We start from the raw sequence: 16,283 nt of genomic DNA, 5'->3' as shown, positions 1-16,283 counted from the left end.
TTAAAGAAAAAATCCTACTAAAATTGTAAAAACACCTAAAATCATAAGTAAAACAAAACTTGTAATTGTTTTATCTTTTCCAAACCACAAAGTATAAATTGATTTTAATATGTTATTGCTTCCTGCTGATATGATAATTGCAGATGCAATATGTGAAGGTTCAATTGTGTATTTACCTGTTAGAAGAGATAAAATAAATGGATCAATATCTGTAAAACCTACAATCGTCGATAAAAACTGTAAACCACTTGTTCCATAATTCTGAATAACAAAATTTGTAATCATCATTGTAATAACAAACAAAAATGCAAAAATAAATGCTGTTCCTAATTCAAGTGGATTTGAATCTTTTATCTCAAAATTACCTACAACTTTTGATGCTTTTTTATAATAAACATAGGTCGTAATTCCCGTTAAAACAATGAAAAACAAAAATGGTAACAAAATTGTTTTTGCAACTTCAATATTGAAAATAGCAGAAATTGCAAGAATTCTTATGTACATCATAGAAGTTGCAGCAATAATTGCAGCAGTTATAATGTGATTTTTTTCTAAAGTTTGAGCTTTTTTTGATAAAACAACAGTTGTTGCTGTTGAAGAGTATGTTCCTCCAATTAAACCTGTTAGAAAAATACCTTTAGATGGAAATAGATATTTTTGAACAATATATCCAGCATAAGAAATTGCAGAAATCACAACAACAGTTAACCAGATTTTATAAAGAGAAATGCCTAAATATGGAATTAATTTATCCTGTGGAAGTAAAGGTAGAACAACAGATGATAGTAAAATCATTTTTCCTAAAGTTTCAAATTCGTAAATATTTATTTTCATATTAAAACTTAAAAACTTTTTCTTTGCATTTAATAGAAATATCGTTGCTACAAAAAGTAAAGAGGGAAACCAAAAAGAGAAAAGATTTGATAAAGGACCAAAACTATAAACCAACATTAAAACCAAATATAAAACTATACTATGCTTTTTTTCATTTAATGTTTTATAATAAAACAGAGTAAAAAGTAAAGAAATCCCAATAAATCCAACAATGTAAACAGAAAAATTAATAGGTTCAATTTTATATAAAACGAATCCTAAAATACCTACAAAAGTGTAAGTTCTTGCTGTTCCAAAGAACTCTTTATCGTTAGGATGGAAAGTTAATTTATAAGCTCTTAATTCTAATCCTATTAAAAAACTATATACCATAGTTAAAATAAAGTGTGTTAATAAAGGGTCTAAAATCATTTTTTAATTAATCCTTTCTCATAACAAATTGGATCAAATTTACAAACAATATCCCTATCAAAAGCCAAAAGTTTTTCCTCTTTTTTAGCATAATCCATATTTGATAAAAAATGTTTTATTACATTTAATCTAGCTTCTTTTTTATCATCAGCATTTACAATATACCAAGGAGCATAACTATAAGAAGTTCGGATAAACATATCATCTCTAGCTTTTGAATATTCATTCCAATACTCTTCTGCTTTTTGGTCAATTGGGCTTATTTTCCATTGTTTTAAAGGATTAGTTTTTCTATCTTTTAATCTTTTCTTTTGTTCATCTTTTGAAATATCAAGATAATATTTAAAAAATATAATTCCCGAATGATTTAACATTTGTTCAAAATTACTTACTTCATTAAAAAAAGATTTTAACTGTTTTGGCGTACAAAAATTCATTACTTTTTCAACACCAGCTCTGTTATACCAGCTTCTATTAAATAAAATTATTTCTTGGCAAGAGGGTAAATGTGGTACATATCTTTGGAAATACCAAGATTTTTTGTCTTTATCTGTGGGTATTCCAAGAGCTATAGTTTTTACTTCTCTTGGGCTTAAATGTTGTAAAAATCTTTTTATAACTCCATCTTTACCAGCTGTATCTCGACCTTCAAAGATGATACAAACTTGTAAATCTTTTTCAATTACTTCTTTTTGGAACTTAACCAGTTCAACTTGCAAATCATATAACTCTTTTTTGTATTCTTTTTTTTTCATTTTAAACCTACATAATATAAATAATTTACATAATTCTAATTTACACGTTAATTTTACTACTCTAATACTATCTTAAAAATAAGTTTTTTGACATTTTAAAGATTTACTTTTTTCATTTTTTACAAAAATATTTACAAAATTTGTATGAATAAAATCGGATAAAAAATATCTTGAAAATAAATTTTAAAAATTTTTCACTCATAAAATCTCGTAGTATAGGGCTTTACAAAAAAATTTATAAAAATTTATAAAAAATCTTTTCTGTGGAACGCAAAGTGCAATTATGTATTTCGTAAACATATATATCAAAGGAGTTAAAATGTCAGCATTAAGACAAATCGCGTTTTACGGAAAAGGTGGGATTGGTAAATCTACTACATCTCAAAATACTTTAGCGGCAATGTGCCACTACTATGGTCAAAAAATATTAATCGTTGGATGTGATCCTAAAGCGGATTCAACAAGATTAATTTTACATGAAAAAGCTCAATGTACAATTATGCAATTAGCTTCTGAAGCTGGAACAGTTGAAGATTTAGAATTAGAAGATGTATGTAAACCAGGTGCGGGAGAATTTCACCCTGATAATAATGACATAACTGAGGGTTATATCAATTGTACTGAATCAGGTGGTCCTGAGCCAGGTGTTGGTTGTGCAGGTAGAGGTGTTATTACAGCTATTAACTTCTTAGAAGAAGAGGGTGCTTATACAGATGAATTAGATTTCGTTTCTTATGACGTTCTTGGAGATGTTGTTTGTGGTGGATTTGCTATGCCAATTCGTGAAGGTAAAGCTCAAGAAATTTATATCGTAATGTCTGGTGAAATGATGGCTATGTATGCTGCTAATAACATTTCAAAAGGTATTTTAAAATATGCAAATACTGGTGGAGTTAGACTTGCTGGATTAATTTGTAACGCTAGAATGACAGATAAAGAATATGATTTATCAAAACACTTAGCAATGCAAATTGGTACTCAATTAATTCACTTCGTTCCAAGATCTAACCACGTTCAAAGAGCTGAGTTAAGAAGAATGACAGTTGTTGAATTCTCACCAAGTCATGACCAAGCTATGGAATATAAAGAATTAGCAAGAAAAATCATTGCTAATGACTTAAAAGTTATTCCTGAACCATTAGAAATGGATGATTTAGAAAACCTATTAATGGAATTCGGATTAGAAGAAGAAGCTGATTTAGAAAACGTTGGTAAAAAAGCTGAAGAAGCTTAATCATTAAGATTAAAAAAACAAAAAAATTAAAATAAAAATAGTAGTAAGGAGAAAATTATGTTTGTATGTGGATACCACTTTCCAGCGAGTGAAGGTAATAATGTAAGTTTTGAAAAAGTAATCGAAAAAGTAAACGAAGGTATTGATGCTGCAGGGAAAACAGTAACATTAACAAGTGAAACAAGAGAAGGTGTTAAATTAGAAACTATTCCAGTTGCTGAAGGTTCTTTTTTACATACTGCACTTGTAGATTATTATACAAATACTGAATGTAAAGAAATTGATGGTTTTAAAATGATTTATTACACAAATAAATACCAAATTTCTGAAATTTCAAAAAGCGTTGATGGTGATGCAACTAAAGCAGTTTGTAGAAAATTAGATGACATGAATCTATACAGAGTTAAAGTAGCGTAAGCTACTTTTTCTTTAAAGGAGAAATTATGGGACCAGAAACATTAGAAAGTCTTCAAAAAGAAGCGATTGCTGAAGTATTAGAAGCATATCCAGAAAAAGCTAAAAAAAGTAGAGCAAAACATTTAGGTGTAGATTCACCTGAAACAGGAAAAGGTTCTTGTGATACAACAAGAAGTAACAAACAAACAGTACCAGGTGTAATGTCACAAAGAGGTTGTGCATATGCGGGTTCAAAAGGGGTTGTTTGGGGACCAATTAAAGATATGATTCATATCTCTCATGGACCAATTGGATGTGGACAATATTCAAGAGGTGGAAGAAGAAATTATTATATAGGAACAACAGGTGTTGACACTTTCGTTACTATGAACTTTTCTACAGATTTTAATGAGAAAGATATCGTATTTGGTGGAGATAAAAAACTTAAAAAAGCACTTCAAGAAATTGATGAATTATTCCCATTAAATAATGGAATTTCAGTTCAATCAGAGTGTCCAATTGGATTAATTGGGGACGATATTCACGCAGTTGCTAAAATGCATAAAAAAGAAACAGGTCATCAAACGATTGCAGTTTCATGTGAAGGATTTAGAGGAGTTTCTCAATCACTTGGTCACCACATTGCAAACGATATGATTAGAGATTATATCATGCCAGATACTTCTTATAGAAAAGATTTCGAATCAACTCCTTATGATGTATCAATTATTGGGGATTATAACATCGGTGGAGATGCTTGGTCAACAAGAATTATTTTAGAAGAAATGGGTTTAAGAGTTATTGCTCAATGGTCTGGGGATGCTACTTATAAAGAGTTAGCTATTGCTCCTCAATCAAAATTAAATTTATTACATTGCTATAGATCAATGAACTATATTGCTAGACATATGGAACAAGAGTTCAATGTGCCTTGGATGGAATATAACTTCTTTGGACCTACAAAAACAACTGAGAGTTTGCGAAAAATTGCTTCATTCTTTGATGAAACAATTCAAGCAAAAACTGAAGCTGTTATTGCTAAATATACTGCTATGACTGATGCTGTTATTGCAAAATACAGACCAATGTTAGAGGGTAAAAAAGTTATGCTTTATGTTGGTGGATTAAGACCAAGACACGTTATTGGAGCTTATGAAGATTTAGGAATGGAAGTAATCGGAACAGGTTATGAATTCGGACATGGGGATGATTATAAAAGAACTAAAGACGAGATTGAAAGATCTACTTTAATTTATGATGATGCTAATGAGTATGAATTAGAAGCGTTCGTTAAAAAATTAAGACCAGACTTAGTTGCAGCAGGGGTAAAAGAGAAATATGTATTCCAAAAAATGGGATTACCATTTAGACAAATGCACTCATGGGATTATAGTGGTCCTTATCATGGATATGACGCTTTTGCAATTTTCGCAAAAGATATGGATTTAGCAATAAATTCGCCAGTATGGAACCACACAAAAGCTCCATGGGAAAAAGAAGCGTAAGGAGAAGGCTATGCAAGATTTAGATAATATAGTAAACGGACAAAAACTTTTTTTAAAGCCTGAATACCAAGAAGTTTTAAAAAATAAAAAACAATTTGAGAGTTCTACAGGTGCTACTTCACCTGAGAAAGTTGCAGAAATTGCAGAATGGACAAAATCTTGGGATTATAGAGAAAAAAATTTAGCAAGAGAAGCTATTACAGTTAACCCTGCAAAAGCTTGTCAACCTTTAGGTGCTGTAATGGTTGGTTTAGGTTTTGAAAACACTATGCCTTATGTTCATGGCTCGCATGGATGTGTTGCATATTTTAGAACTTATTTCACTAGACACTTTAAAGAACCAACTCCTTGTGTTTCTGATTCAATGTCAGAATCAGCAGCGGTATTTGGTGGACTTGCTAATATGAAAGATGGTTTAAGAAACTGTAATGCTTTATATAAACCTGAAATGATTTCTGTAAGTACAACTTGTATGGCAGAAGTTATCGGAGATGATTTAAATGCATTCGTTATTGGTGCAAGAGCTGATGCTGAGGGTGATTTAGATAATACTCTTATTACTCATGCTCATACTCCTTCATTTGTTGGATCACATATTACAGGTTATGACAATATGATGAAATCAACTTTAGAGCAATTATCTGAAGGTGTTGAAAGAGTAGTTGATGCTGAAAGAATTAATATAATTCCTGGATTTGAACCATATTTGGGATCATTAAAAGAAATTAAAAAAATCTCTAAAATGTTTGGTGATAAAATCATCATGATTGGTGACCATGAAGAGCAATGGGACACAGGAGCTGGAGAATATAAATTATATGCTGGTGGAACAAAAATAGCTGATGCAAAAACAGCAATTAACGCAAAAGCGACTATAAGTTTACAAAAATATTCTTCAATTTTAACAGCTAAAACTATTAAAAATAAATGGAAACAAACTTTTGCAACTTGTAATCCAATTGGATTAAGTGGAACAGATGGTTTTGTTATGAAATTAGCAGAATTAACTGGAAAAGAAGTTCCTGAAGAATTAAAACAACAAAGAGCAAAATTTGTTGATGCAATGCAAGATTCTTATCCATATATGCATGGTAAAAAGATTGCAATCTGGGGAGATCCTGACTTCTTATTAGGAATGGTTTCATTCTTAGTAGAAATGGGTTCAGTTCCAACTCACATTGTGTGTAATAATGCACCAAGAAAAGGTTGGGAAGAAGATATGAAAGCTATCTTAGCTAAATCTTCTAGAGCTGCTGAATGTAATATTTGGGGTGGAAAAGATTTATGGCATTTAAGAAGTTTATTATTCACAGAACCAGTTGACTTTATGATTGGAAATGTTTACGGAAAAGAATTATATAGAGATACAAAAATACCTTTAATCAGAATTGGATTCCCAATTTTTGATAGACATCACTTACATAGATACTCTATTAGTGGTTATGAAGGTGGATTAAATCTATTAACTTGGATTACAAATGCTATCTTAGATCAATTAGATGAAGAGACTAAAGATATTGCAAAAACAGATTATTTCTTCGATTCAGTGAGATAATTTAAAAACTAGAAGATCTTCTTCTAGTTTTTTTTAATTTATCGTTATATATTAAGATACATAATGCTAAAATTTTTTTTATTTATCGTTATATAGAAAAAGATATAACCAAAAGGACACGTGTGGAATTATCATCAAATTTAACTTTAGAGATTTTTAATCAACCTTTTTTATTAGAAAAAAGAATTGATTTATTAATTGCAGTTAAAAGAACAGGTTCAATTAGTAAAGCAGCCAAAGAAGTTCCTATGAGTTATAAAGCAGCATGGGAAGCCATTGAATCTATGAACAATCTGTCAACAACACCAATAGTTCAAAGAGAAACTGGCGGAGTTGGAGGCGGAGGAACAACACTTACACCTTATGGAGAAAATCTTATAGCAACTTTTGAAATTTTAAGAAATGAACAAAAGAAGTTTCTTAAGAATTTAAGTCAGATAACTGATATAAATACAGGAACATTAAAAACTATAAGGAGATTATCAATGCAAATAAGTGCAAGAAATCAGATAAGTGGAACAGTGGAATTAATTGAATATGGAAAAATAAATGCTGAAGTTTTTATAAAACTAAAAAGTGGTTACACACTTGTTTCAGTTATAACAAAAACAGCAGTGAATAATCTAAATTTAAAATTAGGAGATGAAGTTGTAGCTATTTTTAAATCAAGTACTGTATTAATCACAACTGATATTTCATTAAATATCAGTGCAAGGAATAAATTTCAAGGAACAATTGATTCTGTGAATCAAGATGAAATAAATACTGAATTAATTATTGACATTGGTAATAGTGACAAAATTGCTTCGGTTATAACGACAGGTTCTTTTGATAGATTAAAAATGAAAAAGGGTACGCAGGTGAGTGCTATTATAAAAGCCTCTGATGTAATAATTGGAAAATAAGGAAAAAAAATGATGAAACAAAGTGGAATCCTGCTTGCAGGTAAAAAGATAATTTTAGGTTTAATGGTTTTAAGTTCAACAATGTTTGCAGGGCAAGTAAATATAGCAGTTGCAGCGAATGTTAGTTATGTAATAAATGAGTTAATTGCAGAATTTAATAAAACAAATCCTGATACACAAATACAAGTAACTTTAGGAAGTAGTGGTAAATTAACTGCACAAATTAAAAATGGAGCTCCATTTAATATCTTTATGTCTGCAGATATGAAATTCCCTGAGTCTCTTTATGAAGAAAATATAGCAATTACAAAACCTGTTGTTTATGCACAAGGTGCAATTGCAATGTTAAGTTCAAAAGAACTTGATTTCAAAAAAGGAATAGATTTAATTAAAGATGATTCAATATCAAAAATTGCTATTGCAAACCCAAAAACTGCACCATATGGAACAGCAGCTATTGAAGCTATAAAAAATGCAAAAATTCCTGATTCAATTGAGAGTAAATTTGTATATGCAGAATCAATTTCACAAGTTGTAACTTATGCAACAACTGCTGCTGATGTTGGATTTATTGCAAAATCATCATTATATGATGAAAAAATGTCTCAATATAAAGAAAATATCAACTGGATAAGTGTTGATCCAACTTTATATAAACCAATCAAACAAGGTATAGTAATCATCAATAATGCAAAAGATAATGCAGAAGTAAAAGCATTTTATGATTTTATATTAAGCGAAAAAGCGAAAAAAATATTTGTAGATTATGGATATTTAGTTAAATGAGTCAATTAGTTGCAACAATAAAAAAGATAAATAATATCGATAACTTAAATATCGTAGAGTTTGATTTTTCAGGATTAACTCTAAAAATGATGAGTTTAGATTTAAGTAGTGATATGCAAATAGGCAAAAAAGTAAAACTTTTAGTAAAACCCTCAGATATATCAATTGCAAAAAATCTAAATGGAGATATGAGTTTTTCAAATCAACTTGTTGCAACTATAGAAAGCCTAGAAAATGGGCAACTTTTAAGTAGTGTTATCTTAAAAGTTAATGATGTTCTTTTTGAAAGTATCATTACAAAAGATTCTTCAAAAAGAATGAATCTACAAAAAAACGATGAAGTTACAATTTTGATAAAAGCTAGTAACTTATCAATACAGGAAATTATAAATGATTGAGTTATTGAAAAACATAGAATTTGAACCTTTTTTAATCTCGTTCAAATTAGCTGGTATTACAACTTTAATTCTATTTTTTATAAGTTTACCACTTGCTTGGTTTTTATCTCAATCAAAATCAAAATTAAAACCATTTTTTGAAGCAATTACAGCTCTTCCTATAGTTTTACCACCTTCTGTTATTGGGTTTTATATACTTTGGGCACTATCTTATAACTCTCCAATTGGAGCATTTTTTGAAAGTACTTTTGGAATAAAACTTGTATTTAATTTCACTGGATTAATAATTGCTAGTTGTTTTTATAGTCTGCCTTTTATGGTTCAACCTTTACAAGGTGGTTTTGAGGGTCTAAATAAAAATATGCTAGAAGCTAGTTATATCTCTGGAAAAAACAAGTTAACAACTATTTTTAAAGTTGCTCTACCAAATATGAAACCTGCATTATTAACAGCACTTATTATAACTTTTTCCCATACTGTAGGTGAATTTGGAGTTGTTTTAATGGTTGGGGGAAGTATTCCTGGACAAACAAAAGTTGCCTCAGTTGCTATTTATGAATTTGTTGAAATTATGGATTATACAAATGCCCATATTTATAGTGCAATAATGATAACACTGAGCTTCCTTACACTTTTGGGTGTTTATATTTTTAATGGAAAACAAAAAAAAGTATTTTCAGGATTTGATAAATGATAAATATTAATATTAACAAAAAACTTCATGGTGCAAATGGAGAAATGGATTTAAATGTAAATCTTGAAATAAAACAAGGTGAATTTTTAGCACTTGCAGGATTAAGTGGAAGTGGAAAAACAACACTTCTTAGAATTTTAGCCGGACTTGAAAGTGCAAATGGAACAATTAAAATTGATGATAATATTTGGCTTAATGAAAAATTCTCTCTAGCACCACAAAAAAGAGAGATAGGTTTTGTTTTTCAGGATTATGCATTATTTCCAAACTTCTCTGTATTAGATAATCTTCTTTATGTAAATAAAGATAAAGAGTTGGCTCACTATTTATTAAAAATGACAGAATTAGAAGAGTTAAAAAATAGATTCCCACAAACACTAAGTGGGGGACAGAAACAAAGAATTAGTTTGTGCAGAGCTTTAATGAATAAACCAAAAATTCTACTCATGGATGAACCATTATCTGCACTTGATTCAGAGATGAGAACTAAACTTCAAAATGAAATTCTTACATTACACAAAGAGTTTAATACAACTACTATCATGGTAAGTCATGATCCAAGTGAAATTTATCGTTTGGCAAATCGTGTCGTAGTTTTAAATTACGGTCAAATTATAAATGATGGATCACCAAAAGATGTTCTTTTAAAAACAAAAGGTAGTCAAAAATTCTCATTTGAGGGAGAACTTTTAGACATTATAAAAGTTGATGTAATACATATTGCTATTGTATCAATTGGCCAACAATTAGTTGAAGTTGTTGTTGGAAATGAAGAAGCAAAAAATCTAAAAATAGGACAAAAAGTAAGTCTAAGTACAAAAGCATTTAGCCCAATGATTCAAGGCTTATAAACATAAAACATCCCATTACTTGGTGTAATTGTTCAGTATAAATTAAAAGATTATAAAGATAATAGTTTAATTTACTGCATTAATTATTTAAAATATTATCTATCGTTATATACTCAAATATATAATGGTTAGTAAACTAAAAGGAAAAATATGAAAAAAATAGTTTTTTCAACTATCTCAGCTAGTTTATTTGTAAGTTCAATATATGCTGAAACTTTTGAGTTAGGAAAAATTGATGTTATAGATTCTTATACGGGTGACCAGAAGTTTAATAGTAATGTAATTTATAGTGAAGATATGCAAAATGGTGAGAAGAAAACAATACTTGAAGCCTTAGACACAGTAAGTGGTATTAGTATTTATAATAGTGGTGGTAGAAATGAACAGATGGTTAATGTTCGAGGTTTTGATGTAAAACATGTTCCTTTATACATTGATGGTATTCCAATCGCAGTTGCTTATGATGGATATGTAGATTTTTCAAGATTTACAACATTTGATTTATCACAAATTGAACTAAGTAAAGGATTGACTTCTCCTTTACTTGGGGCTAATACTTTTGCAGGTGCAATAAATCTAGTAACAAAGAAACCGACTAAAGAGTTTGAAGGAACAATATCTAGTGGTATTTTTTCAGGTGGAGGTAAAAAATCTTATATAAACTTAGGTACGAACCAAGGTAAATATTATGTTCAAGCATCTGGTTCTTACCTTGAAAGAGACAATTACCCATTATCAAAAGATTTCACTCATACCAACTTACAAAAAAGTGATAAAAGAGTAGAGTCTGATTCACTAGATAAAAAACTAAATCTAAAAGTTGGTTATACACCAAATGACACAGATGAATATGCAATTAATTATATAAATCAAAAAGCAGATAAAGGTGTACCTCCAACAGTATATTTATCAGATAGCCCAAAATATTGGGATTGGGATTATTGGGATAAAGAGAGTATTTATTTCTTATCAAAAACTGATTTTAAATATTTCTACTTAAAAACTAGATTTTTTTATGATAAATTTAAAAATTCTTTATCAATTTATACTGATGACACTCACTCAACATATAGTTATGGTGGTGTAGGAAATCCTAGTTGGTATGATGATGATACAAAAGGTATGTCACTTGAGTTAGGACAATTGGATAGTGGAAATAATAATATAAAAGTTGCTCTTCATGCAAAAGAAGATAACCATACAGAAGGTGGTGCTAAACAAGCTCAAAATTATGAAATGAGTGTTTACACTTATTCATTAGGTTTTGAAGACACTTATCATATTAATAAAAAAACTAGATTTATATTTGGTGCAAGTTATGACAAAGATGATGTTCAAAAAGCAGACAATACAAATTTTGGTTCAAGTGGAAGTTATGGTTCAACACCTAATGGAACGGATATTACTGGATTTGGTACAAAAGCAGAGTTTGATAAAGGAAATGCAGATGCTATAAATCCAATGGCAAAACTTGAATATGATATAGATGAAAGTTTAGGAATTTATGGAGGAGTTGCAAAAAAAACAAGATTTCCAAGTATCAAAGATAGATATTCATTTAAATTTAAAAGATTTATACCAAATCCTGATTTAGATGAAGAAAGAACAATCAATTACGAAGTTGGATTTAATAAACTTTTCCAGAGTTCAACATTAAAAGGTAGCGTCTTTTATGCTGATATAAAAGATTTTATCCAAAGTGATTATGTTAATGTTTATTATGGCACAACAAAACAACAACAATTACAAAATGTTGGAAATGTATCTCAAAAAGGTTTTGAGTTAGAATATATGCATGACTTTGAAAATGGTTTAACAGTTGAAGGAAGTTATACAAGATTATTACTTGAAGATAAAGACAATTTAGTTGAAATAACTAATGTTCCTAATAATAAAGTAGCTATGGCTGTAAATTATCAACCTGTAAAAAGTCTTACAACAAATTTAAATATGCAATATGCTTCAAGTAAAAAAACAAATGCAACTTCACCTTATGAAGAAACAGGAAGCATGGTAGTTTGGGGAACAAAAGTAATATATGATATTACAAAACAACTAAGTTATGATGTTGGAGTATCTAATTTATTTGATAAAAACTATCAACTTGATTATGGTTTTCCAGAGGCTGGAAGAGTTTTATATACAAACTTAACATATAAATTTTAAAATGAAAACTGCACTTTTTTGTCTTTTTGAAAATTGGGAAAACGATTATCAAAAAGCCATAACTGACCAAATTTCTTTGGTTTGTTATGCAGAAAAACTAGGTTTTGAAGAAGCATGGCTAACAGAGCATCACTTTAATAACTTTAGTGTAATTCCCTCACCACTTACAGTTACCTCTTATCTTTTAGGAAAAACAAAAAAGATAAAAATTGGAACAGCCGCCATATTATTACCTTATTATAATCCTATACAACTAGCAGAAGAGTTAGCTGTGATTAAAACTTTTGACAAAGATAGGTTTTTATTTGGCATTGCAAAAGGTGCTTTTCCAATATATGATAAAACATTTAAGACAAATGCTCTAACAAATAGAGAAGTGATGTTTGAAGCAAATGAACTAATTCATAAACTATTAAAAGAGGATAATATAACTTTTCATGGAAAATATTTCTCATGTAAAGATATAACTATTCGCCCAAATGTTAAACGAGAATTTGAAACTTTTATAGCTTCTCAATCAATTGAAGCTATAAAAAAAGCAGCAGAAAATGGATATGGATTAATAGGAAGTTTAGCTATTTGTAAATATGAAGTTGAAAATATTTTTGACTTATACAATAAACTAAATCCTATAAAACCTCTATCTTTTAGACTTGCTAGAGGTATTAATATAGGTTATAACAAAGATGAAATTATAGAAGAAGCACAATATTGTGCAGATATTTTTTTACAATCTATGATTGCTTCAAAAGATACAAATCCTGCATTAGTAAAACTACTAACAAATAGTGAATATCTTGATATTAGAAATAAATTATTTGATAAAAATAAAATTCTAGAAAATAGTATTTGTGGAACTCCGAAAGAGTGTATAGAACAAATCAAGAGATTAAAAGAGTCATTTAATATAGAAACTTTACTATTAAAACCACTAACAAAATCTTCAAAACGCGCAAAAAAAGTTTTAGAACTATATGTAAAAGAGGTAAAACCCTATGTTTAAAATATTCATACTCATAATTAGTTTATATATTTATAGTAATGCTGTAATTTTTGAAGATATGTACAATCAAAAGATAGAAATAAAATCAGATGTTCAAAGAATTTATGCCTCAAGTCCTATACTTTTGTACAGCTTATATGCAATAGATAGAGATAAGATTATAGGACTAAACTTTCCTTTTTATGAGCTAGAAGCAAAATACTTAGATAAGAGAATTGTAGATTTACCTGTACTTGGTGGCTGGTTTGGAAAAGGCAGAACTCCTAATAGTGAAATGATTTTACAATCAAAGCCAGATATTATATTAGTATCTGAATTTACAAAAAAAATGGGTGAAGAAAAAATAAGAGCCTCTTTAGGAAATAAAAATATACCTCTTGCTTATTTTAAATCAAATAATTTAGAAGAACTTGTTGAATCTTTCTCCTTTATTGGAAAATTAACACACAAAGAAGAAAGGGCAAATACTCTACAAAAATATGGAAAAGACACTCTAGCTTTAGCAAAAAATATTACATCTAAAATAGATAAAAAGCCAAGGGTTTATTATGCCCAAGGGAATAATGGTCTTCAAACGGAATGTGATACTTCACTTCATGTGGAACTAATTGCTTTAGCAGGAGGTCAGAATGTTCATAAATGTGAAACTCAAGACCTATTTGGAAAACAAACCATAAATTTTGAACAAGTTCTAAACTATAATCCAGAAATTATCTTGATTTATGATAAAGAGTTTTATGAAAAAATTTATAAAGACAAAAAATGGCAAAACATCAATGCAGTTAAAAACAAACAAGTATATTACTTACCAAAAGGACCATTTAGCTGGTTTGATAGACCTCCATCATTTATGCAATTGTTAGGTCTAAAATGGCTCTTATCAATTTTTCATCCAAATATTTATCAACTTGATATAAATAAAGAGGCAAAAGAGTTTTATAGTATTTTCTTAAATATGGAATTAACAGATGTTCAACTAAATGAAATTATGGGGAAAGACCTTGAATAAAATTGGCTTTACGCTCTTAATTATAACTCTTTTAATTGTTATGAATATCTCACTTTTTATGGGTAATTATCAAATAAGTTTAGATGAATATATCATGTTTATAAAAAAAATAATTGGTTTTGATTCAAATATTACTTTAGAAAAATATGAGATGTTACAAAGTGTGATTTTTGAAATACGATTACCAAGGATAATTGCAGCTGTAATTATAGGAGCTGCACTTGCAGTTTCAGGTTCAGCTTTTCAAGCAATGTTTGTAAATCCTTTAGTTTCTCCTGGAATATTAGGAGTTTTATCAGGAGCTTCTTTTGGCGCAGCTCTTGGAATGGTTTTGGGTTGGAGTTGGTTTTTCATAAATCTTTCAACTTTTATTTTTGGAATGCTTGCAGTTTTATTCGCACTTACAATTTCATTTATTTATTCAAGTGCAAAAAATATGATTATTTTGGTTTTAGGGGGAATAATAAGTAGTTCTTTATTCTCTGCTTTATTATCAATAGTTAAATATTCAGCTGATCCTTATGATGCACTTCCTGCAATTACTTATTGGCTTATGGGAAGTTTATCTTTTAGTACTTCAAATATTGTTTGGGATTTATCAATTCCTATGTTAATTGGTATTTTAATTTTAATCTTCTTCTCAAAATATTTAAATGCCTTAAGTCTAGGAGATGAAGAAGCCAAAGCTTTGGGTGTGGATACCATTAAAATAAAAATCATTGTAATTATAACTGCCACATTTATAAGTGCTTTAAGTGTGATAATGGCAGGAATTATTGGTTGGATTGGACTTATTATTCCTCACATAGCAAGACTCTTATTTGGAGCTGATAATAAAGTTATTCTGCCAAGTAGTGCCTTATTGGGAGCTATCTTTTTACTTATTGTTGATAATACTTCAAGGATGATTTTTTCTTTTGAAATACCTATTGGAATAGTAACAGCCATTATTGGAATACCAATTTTTATTCTTGTTTTAAAAAATGCAAAGAGAGGTTTTTAATGTTATTAATTGATGCAAAAAACATCTCTTTTTCATATAAAAATAAAGAAGTTTTAAAAGATGTAAACTTTCAATTATATCAAGGTGATGTCTTATCTCTTGTTGGTCAAAATGGTTGTGGAAAAACAACATTATTAAAAATTCTTTTAGGCATATACAAAGCAAAAGGAAGCATAGAAATACTTGCAAAAGATATAAAAAAGTATTCTCCTAAAGAGTTAGCAAAACAAATCTCTTATGTTCCCCAAACTCACCAAATTCCCTTTGATTATACGGTTTTTGATGTGGTTTTAATGGGGCGATTAGCTCATATTGGATTATTCTCAAATTATTCAAATAAAGACAAAGACCTAGCAATAAGATGTATTGAAAAAGTAGGAATTACTCACTTAAAAAATGAAATCTATTCACAAATAAGTGGTGGAGAGAGACAATTAGCTTTTATAGCACGAGCATTAGTTCAAGAATCAAAAATCATCTTTATGGATGAACCAGTAACTGGCCTTGATTATGGAAACCAATTGAAACTTTTGAAATTTTTAAAAGAGTTATGCCAAGAGGGTTACACTTTTGTAAAAACAACCCATTATCCAGATCATGCCTTATATGCTTCAAATAAAGTGATGATGTTAAAAAATGGAAAAGTATTTGATGTGGGCGATATAAATACAAAATTAACGACTCATGCTATTAAAGAGCTTTACGATGTAGATGTTGAAATTATATCAAGAGAAAACGGATACAAATATTGTATTCCAACTTTATAAAAAGGTAAAAA

The 16,283-nt window shown here is 29.1% G+C and carries 16 protein-coding genes; 14 read left to right on the top strand and 2 right to left on the bottom strand.

Annotated elements, in window-relative coordinates; genetic code table 11:
• Window positions 1-1,245, bottom strand: a complete 1,245-nt coding sequence (locus tag AVENP_RS00200; protein WP_128359765.1) for an MgtC/SapB family protein — start codon at window positions 1,243-1,245, stop codon at window positions 1-3.
• Window positions 1,242-2,000, bottom strand: a complete 759-nt coding sequence (gene ppk2, locus AVENP_RS00195) for a polyphosphate kinase 2 (protein ID WP_128359766.1) — start codon at window positions 1,998-2,000, stop codon at window positions 1,242-1,244. The genes AVENP_RS00200 and ppk2 overlap by 4 nt, the downstream gene beginning before the upstream one ends.
• A 319-nt stretch (window positions 2,001-2,319) precedes the next feature.
• Here ppk2 and nifH point away from each other — a divergent pair, with 319 nt between their 5' ends.
• The 14 genes from nifH (at window position 2,320) to AVENP_RS00125 (ending at window position 16,272) form a co-directional block, all read left to right on the top strand.
• On the top strand, window positions 2,320-3,234 hold the full coding sequence (nifH, locus tag AVENP_RS00190) for a nitrogenase iron protein (RefSeq protein WP_128359767.1): 915 nt from the start codon (window positions 2,320-2,322) through the stop codon (window positions 3,232-3,234).
• A gap of 57 nt (window positions 3,235-3,291) precedes the next feature.
• Window positions 3,292-3,651, top strand: coding sequence for a hypothetical protein (locus tag AVENP_RS00185; protein ID WP_128359768.1), 360 nt, complete (start codon window positions 3,292-3,294; stop codon window positions 3,649-3,651).
• 26 nt (window positions 3,652-3,677) lie between these two features.
• Window positions 3,678-5,135, top strand: a complete 1,458-nt coding sequence (gene nifD / locus AVENP_RS00180) for a nitrogenase molybdenum-iron protein alpha chain (protein WP_128359769.1) — start codon at window positions 3,678-3,680, stop codon at window positions 5,133-5,135.
• A gap of 10 nt (window positions 5,136-5,145) precedes the next feature.
• A complete protein-coding gene (nifK, locus tag AVENP_RS00175; protein ID WP_128359770.1) occupies window positions 5,146-6,690 on the top strand; it encodes a nitrogenase molybdenum-iron protein subunit beta in 1,545 nt (514 codons plus the stop codon).
• A gap of 122 nt (window positions 6,691-6,812) precedes the next feature.
• The gene (locus AVENP_RS00170; protein ID WP_128359771.1) at window positions 6,813-7,595 is read left to right on the top strand and encodes a TOBE domain-containing protein; all 783 of its coding nucleotides are present in this window, start codon (window positions 6,813-6,815) and stop codon (window positions 7,593-7,595) included.
• 9 nt (window positions 7,596-7,604) lie between these two features.
• Entirely contained in the window at window positions 7,605-8,381 is a 777-nt protein-coding gene (gene modA, locus AVENP_RS00165) for a molybdate ABC transporter substrate-binding protein (protein ID WP_228201899.1), read from the top strand.
• The gene (locus AVENP_RS00160; RefSeq protein ID WP_128359772.1) at window positions 8,378-8,779 is read left to right on the top strand and encodes a TOBE domain-containing protein; all 402 of its coding nucleotides are present in this window, start codon (window positions 8,378-8,380) and stop codon (window positions 8,777-8,779) included. Before modA ends, AVENP_RS00160 begins: the two co-directional genes overlap by 4 nt.
• Window positions 8,772-9,473: a molybdate ABC transporter permease subunit gene (gene modB, locus AVENP_RS00155; RefSeq protein WP_128359773.1), complete on the top strand. Its 702-nt coding sequence runs from the start codon at window positions 8,772-8,774 to the stop codon at window positions 9,471-9,473. The genes AVENP_RS00160 and modB overlap by 8 nt, the downstream gene beginning before the upstream one ends.
• Window positions 9,470-10,324 (top strand): ABC transporter ATP-binding protein, encoded by an 855-nt coding sequence (locus AVENP_RS00150; RefSeq protein ID WP_128359774.1) that lies wholly within the window; start codon window positions 9,470-9,472, stop codon window positions 10,322-10,324. The genes modB and AVENP_RS00150 overlap by 4 nt, the downstream gene beginning before the upstream one ends.
• A 150-nt stretch (window positions 10,325-10,474) precedes the next feature.
• Window positions 10,475-12,490, top strand: a complete 2,016-nt coding sequence (locus AVENP_RS00145; protein ID WP_128359775.1) for a TonB-dependent receptor plug domain-containing protein — start codon at window positions 10,475-10,477, stop codon at window positions 12,488-12,490.
• Between the two features lies 1 nt (window position 12,491).
• Window positions 12,492-13,493, top strand: a complete 1,002-nt coding sequence (locus tag AVENP_RS00140; RefSeq protein WP_128359776.1) for an LLM class flavin-dependent oxidoreductase — start codon at window positions 12,492-12,494, stop codon at window positions 13,491-13,493.
• The gene (locus AVENP_RS00135) at window positions 13,486-14,502 is read left to right on the top strand and encodes an ABC transporter substrate-binding protein (protein ID WP_128359777.1); all 1,017 of its coding nucleotides are present in this window, start codon (window positions 13,486-13,488) and stop codon (window positions 14,500-14,502) included. Before AVENP_RS00140 ends, AVENP_RS00135 begins: the two co-directional genes overlap by 8 nt.
• On the top strand, window positions 14,495-15,505 hold the full coding sequence (locus AVENP_RS00130) for a FecCD family ABC transporter permease (RefSeq protein WP_430385352.1): 1,011 nt from the start codon (window positions 14,495-14,497) through the stop codon (window positions 15,503-15,505). The genes AVENP_RS00135 and AVENP_RS00130 overlap by 8 nt, the downstream gene beginning before the upstream one ends.
• Window positions 15,505-16,272, top strand: a complete 768-nt coding sequence (locus tag AVENP_RS00125; protein WP_128359778.1) for an ABC transporter ATP-binding protein — start codon at window positions 15,505-15,507, stop codon at window positions 16,270-16,272. Before AVENP_RS00130 ends, AVENP_RS00125 begins: the two co-directional genes overlap by 1 nt.
• Window positions 16,273-16,283 lie beyond the last annotated feature (11 nt).

It is taken from the genome of Arcobacter venerupis (genome assembly GCF_013201665.1).
Classification (GTDB): Bacteria; Campylobacterota; Campylobacteria; order Campylobacterales; family Arcobacteraceae; genus Aliarcobacter; species Aliarcobacter venerupis.
This window is presented reverse-complemented; position numbering and strand designations above follow the sequence as displayed.

Bases quoted from the DNA above. Each gene is read 5' to 3' on its own strand.
- AVENP_RS00200 (WP_128359765.1), bottom strand. From the start codon at position 1,245: ATGATTTTAGACCCTTTATTAACACACTTTATTTTAACTATGGTATAT.
- ppk2 (WP_128359766.1), bottom strand. From the start codon at position 2,000: ATGAAAAAAAAAGAATACAAAAAAGAGTTATATGATTTGCAAGTTGAA.
- nifH (WP_128359767.1), top strand. From the start codon at position 2,320: ATGTCAGCATTAAGACAAATCGCGTTTTACGGAAAAGGTGGGATTGGT.
- AVENP_RS00185 (WP_128359768.1), top strand. From the start codon at position 3,292: ATGTTTGTATGTGGATACCACTTTCCAGCGAGTGAAGGTAATAATGTA.
- nifD (WP_128359769.1), top strand. From the start codon at position 3,678: ATGGGACCAGAAACATTAGAAAGTCTTCAAAAAGAAGCGATTGCTGAA.
- nifK (WP_128359770.1), top strand. From the start codon at position 5,146: ATGCAAGATTTAGATAATATAGTAAACGGACAAAAACTTTTTTTAAAG.
- modA (WP_228201899.1), top strand. From the start codon at position 7,605: ATGATGAAACAAAGTGGAATCCTGCTTGCAGGTAAAAAGATAATTTTA.
- AVENP_RS00160 (WP_128359772.1), top strand. From the start codon at position 8,378: ATGAGTCAATTAGTTGCAACAATAAAAAAGATAAATAATATCGATAAC.
- modB (WP_128359773.1), top strand. From the start codon at position 8,772: ATGATTGAGTTATTGAAAAACATAGAATTTGAACCTTTTTTAATCTCG.
- AVENP_RS00150 (WP_128359774.1), top strand. From the start codon at position 9,470: ATGATAAATATTAATATTAACAAAAAACTTCATGGTGCAAATGGAGAA.
- AVENP_RS00145 (WP_128359775.1), top strand. From the start codon at position 10,475: ATGAAAAAAATAGTTTTTTCAACTATCTCAGCTAGTTTATTTGTAAGT.
- AVENP_RS00140 (WP_128359776.1), top strand. From the start codon at position 12,492: ATGAAAACTGCACTTTTTTGTCTTTTTGAAAATTGGGAAAACGATTAT.
- AVENP_RS00135 (WP_128359777.1), top strand. From the start codon at position 13,486: ATGTTTAAAATATTCATACTCATAATTAGTTTATATATTTATAGTAAT.
- AVENP_RS00125 (WP_128359778.1), top strand. From the start codon at position 15,505: ATGTTATTAATTGATGCAAAAAACATCTCTTTTTCATATAAAAATAAA.